At 37.1% G+C, this 12,847-nt stretch carries 12 protein-coding genes and 1 tRNA gene; 6 read left to right on the top strand and 7 right to left on the bottom strand.

The genetic code is table 11. The features are described 5' to 3' along the window. Positions 1-70: 70 nt before the first annotated feature. Positions 71-841: a TaqI-like C-terminal specificity domain-containing protein gene (locus tag HMPREF9455_RS17540; RefSeq protein ID WP_085930901.1), complete on the bottom strand. Its 771-nt coding sequence runs from the start codon at positions 839-841 to the stop codon at positions 71-73. Positions 842-1,019: 178 nt separating this feature from the next. On the opposite strand from HMPREF9455_RS17540, the gene HMPREF9455_RS17535 reads away from it, so the two are divergent. After that, a complete protein-coding gene (locus tag HMPREF9455_RS17535; protein WP_006801082.1) occupies positions 1,020-1,616 on the top strand; it encodes a master DNA invertase Mpi family serine-type recombinase in 597 nt (198 codons plus the stop codon). 45 nt (positions 1,617-1,661) lie between these two features. On the opposite strand, the gene mobA is transcribed toward HMPREF9455_RS17535, so the two are convergent. The 6 genes from mobA to HMPREF9455_RS17505 all read right to left on the bottom strand — a co-directional run bounded on the left by mobA (position 1,662) and on the right by HMPREF9455_RS17505 (position 6,551). Further along, on the bottom strand, positions 1,662-2,105 hold the full coding sequence (gene mobA / locus HMPREF9455_RS17530) for a conjugal transfer protein MobA (RefSeq protein ID WP_006801081.1): 444 nt from the start codon (positions 2,103-2,105) through the stop codon (positions 1,662-1,664). Positions 2,106-2,911: 806 nt separating this feature from the next. Further along, positions 2,912-3,412, bottom strand: coding sequence for an ORF6N domain-containing protein (locus HMPREF9455_RS17525; RefSeq protein ID WP_006801080.1), 501 nt, complete (start codon positions 3,410-3,412; stop codon positions 2,912-2,914). Between the two features lies 1 nt (position 3,413). Beyond that, positions 3,414-3,830, bottom strand: a complete 417-nt coding sequence (locus HMPREF9455_RS17520) for a virulence RhuM family protein (protein ID WP_006801079.1) — start codon at positions 3,828-3,830, stop codon at positions 3,414-3,416. A 35-nt stretch (positions 3,831-3,865) separates the two neighbouring features. Next, positions 3,866-5,104 (bottom strand): site-specific integrase, encoded by a 1,239-nt coding sequence (locus HMPREF9455_RS17515; protein ID WP_006801078.1) that lies wholly within the window; start codon positions 5,102-5,104, stop codon positions 3,866-3,868. 271 nt (positions 5,105-5,375) lie between these two features. Further along, positions 5,376-5,462: transfer RNA gene (locus HMPREF9455_RS17510), tRNA-Ser, on the bottom strand. An 81-nt stretch (positions 5,463-5,543) separates the two neighbouring features. Continuing rightward, the gene (locus tag HMPREF9455_RS17505; protein WP_006801077.1) at positions 5,544-6,551 is read right to left on the bottom strand and encodes an aspartate-semialdehyde dehydrogenase; all 1,008 of its coding nucleotides are present in this window, start codon (positions 6,549-6,551) and stop codon (positions 5,544-5,546) included. Positions 6,552-6,781: 230 nt separating this feature from the next. Between HMPREF9455_RS17505 and HMPREF9455_RS17500 the strand changes: the two genes are divergently transcribed. From HMPREF9455_RS17500 to HMPREF9455_RS17480, 5 genes are all read left to right on the top strand, one after another. Next, on the top strand, positions 6,782-7,909 hold the full coding sequence (locus HMPREF9455_RS17500) for an acyltransferase family protein (protein ID WP_006801076.1): 1,128 nt from the start codon (positions 6,782-6,784) through the stop codon (positions 7,907-7,909). 37 nt (positions 7,910-7,946) lie between these two features. Then, positions 7,947-8,975: a sensor histidine kinase gene (locus tag HMPREF9455_RS17495; RefSeq protein ID WP_006801075.1), complete on the top strand. Its 1,029-nt coding sequence runs from the start codon at positions 7,947-7,949 to the stop codon at positions 8,973-8,975. A gap of 23 nt (positions 8,976-8,998) precedes the next feature. Further along, the gene (locus tag HMPREF9455_RS17490) at positions 8,999-10,018 is read left to right on the top strand and encodes a sensor histidine kinase (RefSeq protein ID WP_006801074.1); all 1,020 of its coding nucleotides are present in this window, start codon (positions 8,999-9,001) and stop codon (positions 10,016-10,018) included. Position 10,019: 1 nt separating this feature from the next. Then, entirely contained in the window at positions 10,020-10,727 is a 708-nt protein-coding gene (locus HMPREF9455_RS17485) for a LytR/AlgR family response regulator transcription factor (RefSeq protein WP_006801073.1), read from the top strand. 491 nt (positions 10,728-11,218) lie between these two features. Beyond that, a complete protein-coding gene (locus HMPREF9455_RS17480) occupies positions 11,219-12,697 on the top strand; it encodes a rhamnulokinase (protein ID WP_006801072.1) in 1,479 nt (492 codons plus the stop codon). Positions 12,698-12,847 lie beyond the last annotated feature (150 nt).

Raw genomic sequence — 12,847 nt, 5'->3', positions numbered from 1 at the left:
ACAGTCCTTGAAACTATAATAGACAATCTTATATATGCAATGTATGGACTATCTGAAGAAGAAATACAATTTATAAGTTCTCAATAAATTCAACTTCTTCTTGAGATAACTTGTATAGTTGGCATATATACTTATCTAATTTTTCTATTTCATCAATAGAATGAGTTTCAATTATATTATCTATCATTTGTTCTACATGTATTTGTTCTAATTCTGTAGGCATTTTGACCGATAATTTTTCTAATGTATATTTTTTCCATCGATTTGTTCCTACTCCTGTTGTTGTTCCGATCTGATTAAAGACCCACTCTCCAAGCCTTGAGTTTAGCATAGCTAGTATATATTTCAATTTATCCCCTACCATTAAAAAAGACGTGGCTTCAGGAAAGAAAGCTTCATTATCTAATGCAAATTTAGATTTATCTGAAATCTCTCCCCATATAATTTTTTGTTTATAAAAATCCTCGATATAAGCACAGTTCCGTAGATTATATGGAGTATAACCTTTGTCTTGACGTTTCTCGAGCTCAGGGTAAAATTTATCTAAATGTTTCTTTACAGCAGGATAATCCTCTACATCTATGGCTTTTATATTCTTTTCCTTCACTCCATTATGAGTATTTATTAACCACAAATTGGCAAACTCGTACCCATAACGTTTTATATCCCTGCCACGTAAAATAGGTCTTATAATTTCGGCACTTTTGGGATCTTCTTTAATCAGCTCTTCTCGTTTTTGACCATCAATAACAAAAGCCTCATTAAAACCTGTTTTTACTCCATAATTGATTTGTATATCTCTCCAGTCTTTTAATGGTACCCCAATTGCTTCAACCTTCATTTTAATAGACTGTTCCACAGGAGATAGTATAATCCAACTGTCATTTGATTTGAACTCACAATTAACACTATTCTGTCTAATAAAAACGCTGGAAAAAAGTATAATTATATAGTATAATAAAAATATACTATTTTTGCTGTTTTTAATTTTATATATATTTAATTTAAACAAACAGCAGATGATTTATGGATACATTCGTGTAAGCACAGACAGGCAAACAGTCGAAAACCAGCGTTTTGAAATCAACCAATTTTGTGAGAAAAATGTAATGGTAATTGACAAATGGATCGAAGAAACAATTTCCGGAGCAAAAAGTGTACAGGACAGGAAGTTGGGTAAGCTATTAAAGAGAATGAGAAAAGATGATATTCTTATATGCTCCGAATTGTCTCGACTCGGTAGAAATCTTCTTATGATTATGGGTGTTCTTAATGAATGTATGAACCGTGATATTCAGGTTTGGACAATCAAAGATAATTACCGCTTGGGAAGTGATATTAATTCTAAAGTTCTAGCCTTTGCTTTTGGTCTCTCAGCCGAAATTGAACGTAACCTTATATCCCAACGTACCAAAGAGGCATTAGCTCGAAAACGTGCTGAAGGTGTTATCCTTGGTCGTCCCAAAGGAAGTAAATCAAAAGTGAAAAAATTGACAGGAAAGGAAATTGAGATAAAAAATCTATTAGATAAGAAAGTTTCCAAAAGTGCCATCAGCCGTATTCTCGGCGTTCATCGCTTAACTGTTAGTGCATTTCTCAAGGATAACCAACTATAAAGACTTTTTTTAATTGAATAATAATACCTAAATTGAAAATGCTATTTACTTCTGTAACCACATATATCCATACTTTTTCTCAAATTCCTCAGTTAATTCCATAATTTTTTTCTGAAGAACAACCATTTCGATGGTTTGTTTTTCCAGTTTATAAAGAAAAGCCAAGGCCTTTTTCTCGGAAAAATTCGACTTTAGGGCTTTGACTATTTGGTTATAGTTCGTACCAACTATTCTAAATTGTCCGAAGAAAGTAGTTAACCTCATGTAATAATCTTGTACAGCTTTGTCGATTTTCACAACCTTTATTGGCTTATTAAATATGCAAGAAGTAATAAAATGAGCCTTAACACTCATACATGACTTGTCATATAAAGCGAGAAAACGTGCGTTGTCAACGTTATTCAAATAGATAACATAACGATGTATTGCAGGATCATTCTTCGGATTCCGCCCTCCTTTTCTTCTTTCAGAAAGATTATTTGTTTTCATAACTACATAAAGATTTAATAAATAAAAATTACGACTTCGGAGTGATTTTCTCTCCCTGAAAGGGCAAGGGTTTTGAAGCACGGAAATTTATTTCAAGTGCTTCAAAACATACCTTGCTGTATTCTGACGAATACCAAAATCCATCCTCCGATGGATTGCCTTAAAGTTTATTTGAGAGATTATCATTACACGACAAAGGTAGCGTCTGTTAATTGAAAGGTTATGATGAGGTTTTCAGACAAATGGTGACAGCAGATGTCATTGGATGACAGTTAATTTTCTTGGCTATCCTGACATCCCTTTTTGTGAATTCATAACTGGATTTATTCATTAAAATATTCACTAATTATTGATGTATTTACTTCAGCTATGAAGTATGTAGTGAATAAGTTAGCTCTTGACTGATACCCAACCAATAAATACTGACTTCATGGCTTCATGAATGAATGACTTCACTAAGTCATGAGGTCAAGACATAACTCATCAAGAAAGGAACAAATAAATTACAGGTTGAATATTATAGTTCAGTAATGGGTGAGTGGCTGAATGAAGTATATATCTACAACTTCATTGAATATTATTTCTTTTTTCAACTGATAAACACCTTCCCTGTGAAAAGAATAAAATAGACCATATTTTTGAGGGAATACTACCCAACGGGTGGAGATTGCCGATAAAACCTGAAAGGCTTGATATTGGCGTTTTATTCTTGAAATAGACCTTTGTTATCAGATGATAAAAAGTGACGGCATAAAAAAGGGTAAAAGAATACTTTTACCCCATTAATTAAGTCGAAACTATAATGTCTATTCATCTCTTACATAACCAACCCTTTTCCTTGATTTTGTATCTTGTCCCTTCTGACTGGCTAATTCTGTTAATGCTTGGTAAATATCATTGAATTGCAGATTCGTTTCTAACATGAAGTTTTCTAATTTTTGATTTAGCTCAGCATACCCCAAAGCATATTGACGAAGCATAATAAAAGCTCTGACTATTTGGATATTAACAGAAATTGCTTTCTGACTATTTAATAATCCTGCTAACATTGCAATTCCATGTTCTGTAAAAGCATAAGGTAGCTTTCTTGTTCCTCCCCAACTTGATGTTCCATTTTGGAATATCAAGTCAAATTCTTTATTATTCAATTGGAACATAAAATCTTCGGGAAAACGATCAAGATTCCGTTTTACAGCCTTATTCAAGTTGCTAGTTGTTACTTCATATAGTTCAGCTAAATCCTTATCAAGGATAACTTTATATCCCCTTATTTCATATATTCGATTCTGTATTACTTCTAATTCCATATTAATTCAATGTTTTAAGTGAATGTTGTTTTGTACTTGTATTGAATATCACAATAACTTCATGGCTTTTCTGTTTTTGACGATATTCCTGAAAAGCATTCAAGACCCATTTTCGAAAACAGTTGGTATAAAGTGATTGAATATGAAAACTCAAAAATATAATTGTTTCAAGGTTGTAATATGTACGAATATACTCTCCGCCATCTTTCGTATATCTATATTCTTTCGTAACATCACTTTCTCTCAATAAATTATACTTGAAAATATTTTTGAGATGTTTACTTATTGTTGGGGAATATACCCCAAACAAATTAGCAATCTCGTTTACTGTCATCCAAACTGTACCATCAACGATTTTCACTTCAATGGTCGGTTTGTTGGTATCTATATCTGTGAATTTTATATATCCTGTTTCCATATGATTATTTTTGATGGTTTTATATTCCTCTATATTTATTTAGCTTTTGATAATTGAATATTATTGGCTTTCAATTTGGTCGAAAGTGTGTTCATTTCGTTACTTATCAGGTTTTCGGTAACTCGCGCATAAATTTGAGTTGTACGAATATTCGTGTGCCCTAGCATTTTAGACACAGCTTCAATAGAAACACCTTTAGCTAAAGTGGTTGTACTCGCAAATGTGTGACGTGCTAGGTGGAAGCTTAATCGTTTCTCAATCCCGCACACAGTACCGATTTCTTTCAAGTATGAATTCATCTTTTGATTGCTTAATGTCGGTAATACTTTGTCATCTTGCTTACCTCTATATTTCTCAATTATTGCTAAAGGGACATCAAGTAATGGAACAGTCACGATGGTATCTGTTTTTGCTCGTTTAGTCATAATCCATGGCTTTCCATCTACCCCTATTTTTATATTGTCATAGGTAAGTTTATAAGTATCCACGTAAGCCAAACCAGTCCAACAGGCAAACACAAAAATATCTCGCACTTTTTCAAGCCGTTCTATATCAAATTCCTTATTTTTAATAATCTCTAGTTCTTGGTCAGTCAAATATCCTCTATCAACTTTCTTAAAATGGATTTTATAGTTTGCAAAAGGATTGTGTTGCATCCATCCATTATTCTGAGCGATGAGAATCACTCGTTTAAAGAATTGAATGAACTTTGCTGTTGTATTAGGACTACAGCTTGCTTGTGTTCTCAGATAGACTTCAAAATCGCAGATAAATTGATACTTTATCTCTTTTACATTGATATCAGAAATATTATACTTGAATTTCATAAACTCAGATATCCTTGTATAAGTCACTTTATATTTTTGCAAGGTTGCTTTTGCCTTAGTGATATTTACCAAAGCTTCTATATCTTTTATAAGGTCTCTAAACAAAACGAGCAGCATTGTGTTATCAGTTGATATACCCAGATAAGAATTCTTCAATTTTTCAGCAGTCACATAATTGTCTTTCTCGAATATCTCCCGATACATATTGTGTAAGATAGTACGACAAGCATCAAGGGTTTGATTCACCTCTATAGCTTCTCTCGATTTACTCCTGGCTTTGTGATTCTCCATATCCCAAAGCTCGGCTCTGATGTCTTTGTGGATATTAAAACTTACAGCCTCACCCGCAATAGTTATCCTGCAAAAGATAGGGGTGAACGAATCCTTCCTCATTTTGTCCTTTCTTAGGTAGAAAGTGATAGCAAACGTGCTTTTTGATGTTCTCATAATTCCTCTTTTTAAAGCGTTAAAATTAATTTTAATCTGTTGTTTTTGAGGAAAATAAGCACTGCCAATATTGGACTACAAACTACCAATTTGCGACACGTCAAGGGTGAACGAATAAAATTGCAGGGGTGAACACTTTGGCAACAGATTGTTGTCTCAAAGTGGCTTTTTTATGTCTTTCGGAGGAAAGGTGAAAACATAAAAAAATCCTACAATACGTTGATATTGTAGGATTTATCCAAGCTTTGTCGCTTTTTGTCTTTTCTTAAAGCGGAAGCGGGGGGATTCGAACCCCCGGTACAGTTACCCGTACGTCAGTTTAGCAAACTGGTGGTTTCAGCCACTCACCCACACTTCCTGAAATCGCAAAAAGCATCATTTTGCTCAATTGCGATGCAAATATAATTGTTTGTTTTGATTATACAAACAAGTTTCCTATTTAAATAGCTTTTTCTTTTATCAAATACTCGGCTATCTGTACAGCATTCAGCGCAGCACCTTTCTTTATCTGATCGGCCACCACCCAGAATGTCAGCCCGTTCGGATTGGCAATATCTTCACGGATTCTGCCTACATACACAGGGTCTTTACCTGCAACAAACAAAGGCATCGGATATTCTTTTTCCGAAGGATTGTCCTGTACTATCACACCTTCCGCTTTGGAGAATGCTTCGCGGGCTTCGCTCGGTGATACAGGTCTCTCTGTCTCTACCCAGATAACTTCCGAATGAGAACGTAAAACCGGTACACGGATACATGTTGCACTCACTTCAATATCAGAATGCATTATCTTACGTGTCTCGTTATACATCTTCAATTCCTCTTTGGTATAACCGTTATCGGTAAATACATCTATCTGCGGAATCAGGTTATATGCCAGTTGATAGGCAAATTTCTCAACAGTGACGTCCGTATTGTATGCTATTTGTTTAAATTGGTTGATAAGTTCATCCATAGCAGCGGCTCCTGCTCCCGATGCAGCCTGATAAGTTGATACATAAGCACGCTTTATATGAGAGATTTTCTCTATCACATTCATCGCCACCACCATTTGTATTGTAGAGCAATTAGGATTAGCGATAATTCCCTTAGGACGCACCTTTGCATCTTCTCCGTTTACTTCAGGCACTACGAGCGGCACATCTTTATCCATGCGGAATGCACTCGAATTATCTATCATTATCGCCCCGTGCTTGGTTATAGTAGAAGCAAACTCAACAGAGACGCTTCCTCCTGCCGAAACAAAAGCAATATCTATATCTTTGAAATCGTCATTATGCTCCAGTTGTTTGACTGTATACTGTTTATCGCGAAAGGTATAAGTAGTTCCCGCACTTCTGGCAGAACCAAACAATACTAATTCCTCAATAGGAAAGTTACGCTCATCAAGAACTCTAAGAAATTCCTGACCTACAGCACCACTTGTGCCAACAATAGCAATTCTCATTTTTTTATCAGATGAATTATTTATAATAAATAAGGGTACAAAGATAAGTAATTAGTTATTATGTCATATTTTTTCTGTACATAGTTTTTATTTGCAGAGCCTTAAATGAATATTATAGCATATTTTCCATTTCATCAAGAAAAGCCTGCCATTGGTCATATTAATTTGCTCGCATTTGTGCATAGTACTAGTTTTGGATCAAGAATTTAAACTAATAAAACTTCATGGTTATGCGCAGATACGACATCGACAGTCTCAGGGTAATCGCTTTCGGACTACTTATTTTTTATCATGTAGGGATGTTCTTCGTTCCCTGGTGGTTCCATATCAAAAACCCGGTTACCTATGAAGGGTTGACTTATCCGATGCTATTTCTCAACCAATGGCGGCTTCCCCTGCTTTTTGTCATTTCGGGAATGGGTACATATTATGCCCTGACCAGAAGAAGCGGATTCCAATTTACCAAAGAGCGTATAAAAAGGCTGTTTGTTCCTCTGATCGTAGGTATGGTATTCATCATCCCTCCTCAGGTCTATTTCGAGAGACTGGATAAAGGACAATTTGCCGGAAGTTATTTCTTCGATTACTGGCCCCGGGTTGCATTAAGTGGGGTATATCCCGAAGGAAATATTTCGTGGCATCATCTCTGGTTTATCCTTTACCTGTTCATATTCTCGATCGTACTGGTTCCCGTATTCCTATATCTGCAAAAACATCCGGAAACATGGATAATCCGGAAAATCAAATCCATAAGCCTAAAATATACGGGACTCTACATTTTCACAGTACCTCTTTTTTTATGGCAGATATTACTGGCACCCTATTATCCGCAAACAAATGGACTGATAAACGACTGGTATAATCTGATAAATTACGGAACTCTCTTTTTCTTCGGATATTTACTTATATCCCTGAAGGATGCATTCTGGACATCAGTCACTCAGAACAGGCAGAAATATCTGGTAAGTGGTATTATGTCATTCCCGTTACTTATGTGCCTGTGGTACATTACAGGTGATTTTGCCGGAAAAGAATATATTACCGCTCTGGTGCGGGTATTCAACAGTTGGTCATGGATTCTTACTTTGTTTGCTTATTCAGCTATATACTTCAACAAACCAAGCAAAATATTATCATATGCCAATGAGGCTGTATATCCGTTCTTTATCCTGCATCAAACCGTCATGATGGGTTTATGCTATTATCTGAAAGATATAGACATGGGCTTCTTCGCTAAATTCTCTATCTTGTCAATCGGCACATTCGGTATCTCATGGATTATCTACGAATTCGGGATAAGACGCTATCCGTTGATAAGACCCTTATTTGGCATGAAACCTAAAGCGAAAAATCCATAACTTTGTATTATATTGCACAATCTATATAGTGTAGAAGATGAATACAATTTTACGCCGGATTTTTCCTTTCTTATACGGCATAGTCATGTTTGCTGCTGTAAGGATAATTACCGACATTCCTAAGGATGAAAGTCTATGGGGAGACCAGCGTAGTACACATATCTTTTCGCAACTCTCTTCCATAATATCCTGTTACCTGTTCGATCTTATCTGCCGCTTTTATTTCAAGAAGAAAAAGAAGCCTGCACAGGACAGCCGGTCAATTCTCAAAGAATATGGTATTGTTTGCCTATGCATGTTTATATTTCTCAATTTGCATATGTATATCTGGTCGCATCTGGGGTTTGTATTTCTGGGAAATGGACTGGCAGACTATGCCATAGCAAACGTGATTTATATACCCCTCTTCCTTATTTACTATGCTATAATAAGAAGTGATGTAACATACAAATATCAACGGGAACAGGAGTCACAACTGGAAAAGGTAAAAACAATGCAACTGGAAACCGAACTGAAATTCCTGAAGGCACAGTACCATCCCCACTTTCTGTTCAACGCACTGAATACTGTATATTTTCAGGTTCACGACGAAAATAACACGGCAAAACAAACCATAGAGCTTCTATCCGACTTGTTGCGATATCAATTATACGACAAGAACCAAGAAGTGGATATAAGCCACGAAATCGAATATCTTGATTCGTATATCAGGTTTCAGCGACTGCGAATGAGCGACAGGCTGGTGTTGAAATACTATTTCGATCCGTTGTTAAGCACTCAGAAGATACACCCCTTACTCTTTCAGCCACTTTTGGAAAATGCATTCAAACATGTCGGGGGAGAATACCGGATATCTATCGATTTACTGCTATCCGACAATAAAGTATCGCTTACTGTGAAAAACTCCGTAGCTTCTGTCACAGTACCAAACAATAGACAGAGAGAAGGGATCGGCATAGAAAACCTTAAAAGAAGGCTTGAAATACTGTACCCCGGCAAATTTAGTCTGGATATAACAAATATGGATAACGTCTTTTCGGTTACGCTGGTTATTATTCCGGACTAACTCTGACAAAATATTAAAAAGCAATGAACTCTATACTCCGCTGGATATCGCCCTTTTTACTGGCACTTGTCACCACAACAGGTATCCGCCTGATTTCGGACATCTCTACATCCAGCCCGTTCTGGAACAGAGCCGCGGCAATCAATCTAAAGGATTTTATCATCTCAATTACAGGTTGCTACCTCCTCGATTTTGGTCTCAGGTACCATATCAGACGTAAGAACAATGATATACAAAAAGGCCGTCAATCGTTCTTAGATTACCTCTGGATTGGCCTGTTGATTTTCATCGGTACGAATATTTCTTTAGTTGTAGCACACTATTTTATCGAATACCCCAATTATCTTGTCGACTTTATTATTGCCTATGTCGTGGTTATTCCAATCGGGTTATTCTACTATGCTATGATCCGGAATACTCAGATCCACAAAAGTTATAATGAGCAGGCTCTGCAACTGGAAAAGCTCAGGAATAAACAGCTTGAAGCCGAACTCGATTTTCTGAAGGCCCAATACCATCCTCATTTCCTGTTCAATGCACTAAACACAGTCTATTTCCAAATAGATGAAGAACAGGAAGCCGCAAAAAAAACGACGGAGTTACTATCCGACTTGCTCCGTTACCAGCTCTACGGTATCAAACATGAAGTAACCATGCAGCAAGAGATAGAATATCTGGAAACATATATCAAATTCCAGCAGCTACGCACAAATGAGCGTTTGGTTATAAAGACCGATTTCGACCCTCAACTGAATACACAGAAGATTCAGCCCCTGCTTTTCCAGCCATTAATAGAAAATGCGTTCAAGTATATAGGCGGAGAATATTATCTGAATATCAGCATCAGATCCGAAGTAAATCAAATCATATTCCGGATAGAAAACTCAATACCTCAACCTATACCCGACAGCAGAAAAGACAAAGGCATAGGTATCAATAACCTGCAAAGAAGGCTCGAACTCTTATACCCTGATAAACATAGCCTCACAACAGAACAGAAAGACACCTCTTTCTTTGCCGAATTAATAATTGAAACCAACTGACATGGAAATAAAATGTATCATAACAGACGACGAACCGATAGCCAGAAAAGGTTTGCGCAGCTATATAGAGAAGATAGACTTTCTCACTCTAACCGGAGAATGCGAAGATGCTATCCAGCTGAATACAATGCTGAAAACAGCACAACCCGATCTGCTGTTTCTCGACATCGAAATGCCTCATATGTCGGGTATCGAATTACTATCCAGTATTCACAATCCACCTAAAGTAATCATTATCTCTGCCTACGAACAGTATGCGCTCAAAGGTTACGAACTGGATGTGGTCGATTATCTCTTAAAGCCTGTATCTTTCGAGCGTTTTCTGAAAGCAGTGAATAAAGTTCACGATTTGCTGGAAAAAGAAACGAAAAATACCGGAGAGAAATATGTCTTTGTCAAAAGCGATAAACAACTGAAGAAAATCCTGCTGAAAGAGATTCTGTTTATAGAAAGCATGGAGAATTATATAACTATATATACTACATCTTCTAAAGAAATTGTTTATACTACCCTCAAACATATGCTGAATTTCCTACCCGGCGAAAATTTCTTACAAGTTCACAGGTCTTATATTGCAAATATCGAGCACATAAAGTCCATTGAAGGGAATCTGCTGAATATTGGCACTCACAAAGTACCTGTCGCTCGCAACCTAAGAGATAAGGTTTTTGATATAATACTGAATAACAGATTAATTTCGAAACCGTAGAAATAAAAAAGTTACAAAAGTTACACTTTTGCAGATATTTTTCTTTATCACTTTCCCCTCCCTCTCGTAAGGGCAATCCCTTGTACTTGCCCGCTTTCGATATCAATCACCATATTCAGAAATGTTAAAACCTGACAGATCTGACAACTTTTACGCACCTTTATTCCTGTCAATTTTTATTTTTACATTTCAGGAGACCACAAGGATACACCACTACATAAATCAAAAACCTGACAAACTTTACACATTTATTCAATTGGCACATAGGCACATTTTCTAATTGGCATATTAAACTAAATCTGTCAAAGAACTTCAGATAACTGTCAAAAGCTATCAGCTATACTATAGATAAAGTAATAAGAAAATACTAACAGAATATATTTGTTTCCTGAAAATAAGATTTATCATTTTTTCAAGGTTGTATATCATTTTGTGCAATTCGCAGGTCTAGTTAAAATCTAAATTTGTATCATGAAAACTAATCTGAAATCATGAGCAACACGTACAATTTTCTTGCATTCGACATTGGTGCCACCAGCGGGCGCAGCATTATAGGCACATTATGTAACGGCAAAGTAGAGCTAAAAGAACTCACTCGCTTTCCGAACAAGATAATACACATCCACGACAAATATTACTGGGATGTATTTGCCCTGTATGAAGCATTGAAGGATGGCATGCGCGTCGCCTCGTCCCAAAATATAAAAGTAGATGCCATCGGTATCGACACATGGGGCGTAGACTTTGTATATCTGGGCGAAGACGGTTCTGTTTTAGGCACAGCGCGCTCATACCGTGATCCTTATACGGTAGGCATACCCGACGAGTATTTCAAGATCATACCACGCAAAGAAGTATATGAACTGACAGGCATCCAAATAATGAATTTCAACAGCCTGTTCCAGTTATATGCCGCTAAAAGAGAAGGCTCATCGGCACTGAAAACCGCTAAGGAAATATTATTTATGCCCGATGCATTGTCCTATCTGCTCACAGGGAAAAAAGTATGTGAATACACCATTGCATCCACTGCACAGTTGTTAAACCCTACTACGAAAAAGATTGAAAATAAACTGTTGGAAGCAATAGGCCTTAATCCGTCTATTATTCCTCCGGTTGTTATGCCGGGACAGATAATCGGTAATCTGAACAGTATTTTAGCGCATGAATGCGGAATAACCGACGCACCCGTCATTGCCATTGCAGGACACGATACAGGCTCGGCCGTGGTATCCGTACCTGCCGAAAATGAAAATTTTGCATACCTGAGTTCCGGCACATGGTCGCTGATGGGTATCGAAGTCAATGACCCCATAGTGACCGAAGAATCATTTGAAATGAACTTCACCAATGAAGGTGGTGTAGACGGCACAGTCCGTTTTCTCAAAAACATAACAGGCATGTGGCTTCTGGAGCAATGCCGTAAAGAATGGGAGATAGCCGGCAGGCAATACACTTATCCTGAAATTGTAGCCCTGTCCGGTTCAGTAGACGGCTTCCAATCGTTGGTAGACCCTGATCATCCTTCATTTGCCAATCCCGAATGTATGACAAAGGCGATAGTTGACTTCTGTAAGAAAACGAACCAGAAATCACCCCAAAGCGACGCGGAATTTATCCGTTGCATCTTCGATAGCCTGGCGCTTAAATATAAATATGTATTGGGTTGCCTGCAAAAGGTAGCGCCTTTCCCGATAGAGAAACTGCATGTGATTGGCGGCGGCTCACAAAACAAATTGCTGAACCAGATGACAGCCAATGCAATCGGTATGCCCGTAGTAGCAGGTCCCGGGGAAGCCACAGCAATAGGCAATATTATGATGCAGGCGAAAGGACTAGGATTAGTCAGCTCTTTACAGGAAATAAGAGACGTTATCCGCAACAGTGTTAGTCCCGAAACCTTCGACCCGCAAGATAGCGAGCAATGGGATGAAAAATATCAGTATTTCCTCACCTTATTAGCCCCCTAAATCCCCCTTAGGGGAGTTGGGCAAAGCCACGAAGAATCTTGAAACTCTGAAAACTGAATTAAAAACAGGCTTGTTTCTGTTCATAAAGATAAAAAACTCCGTGAAACTCCTTTTACTCTGTGGTTAAAATAAATAGTCGAGACATCTTCA

Source organism: Dysgonomonas gadei ATCC BAA-286, from assembly GCF_000213555.1.
GTDB classification, from domain to species: domain Bacteria; phylum Bacteroidota; class Bacteroidia; order Bacteroidales; family Dysgonomonadaceae; genus Dysgonomonas; species Dysgonomonas gadei.
The sequence above is the reverse complement of the archived record's forward strand: the minus strand, read 5'-3'. Positions and strand labels throughout refer to the sequence as shown.

What these genes read in the sequence shown, in the direction of transcription:
- mobA (WP_006801081.1), bottom strand. Translation starts at nt 2,105, where the DNA reads ATGAAAACAAATAATCTTTCTGAAAGAAGAAAAGGAGGGCGGAATCCG.
- HMPREF9455_RS17490 (WP_006801074.1), top strand. Translation starts at nt 8,999, where the DNA reads ATGAACTCTATACTCCGCTGGATATCGCCCTTTTTACTGGCACTTGTC.
- HMPREF9455_RS17495 (WP_006801075.1), top strand. Translation starts at nt 7,947, where the DNA reads ATGAATACAATTTTACGCCGGATTTTTCCTTTCTTATACGGCATAGTC.
- HMPREF9455_RS17540 (WP_085930901.1), bottom strand. Translation starts at nt 841, where the DNA reads ATGAAGGTTGAAGCAATTGGGGTACCATTAAAAGACTGGAGAGATATA.
- HMPREF9455_RS17480 (WP_006801072.1), top strand. Translation starts at nt 11,219, where the DNA reads ATGAGCAACACGTACAATTTTCTTGCATTCGACATTGGTGCCACCAGC.
- HMPREF9455_RS17535 (WP_006801082.1), top strand. Translation starts at nt 1,020, where the DNA reads ATGATTTATGGATACATTCGTGTAAGCACAGACAGGCAAACAGTCGAA.
- HMPREF9455_RS17515 (WP_006801078.1), bottom strand. Translation starts at nt 5,104, where the DNA reads ATGAGAACATCAAAAAGCACGTTTGCTATCACTTTCTACCTAAGAAAG.
- HMPREF9455_RS17525 (WP_006801080.1), bottom strand. Translation starts at nt 3,412, where the DNA reads ATGGAATTAGAAGTAATACAGAATCGAATATATGAAATAAGGGGATAT.
- HMPREF9455_RS17505 (WP_006801077.1), bottom strand. Translation starts at nt 6,551, where the DNA reads ATGAGAATTGCTATTGTTGGCACAAGTGGTGCTGTAGGTCAGGAATTT.
- HMPREF9455_RS17500 (WP_006801076.1), top strand. Translation starts at nt 6,782, where the DNA reads ATGCGCAGATACGACATCGACAGTCTCAGGGTAATCGCTTTCGGACTA.
- HMPREF9455_RS17485 (WP_006801073.1), top strand. Translation starts at nt 10,020, where the DNA reads ATGGAAATAAAATGTATCATAACAGACGACGAACCGATAGCCAGAAAA.
- HMPREF9455_RS17520 (WP_006801079.1), bottom strand. Translation starts at nt 3,830, where the DNA reads ATGGAAACAGGATATATAAAATTCACAGATATAGATACCAACAAACCG.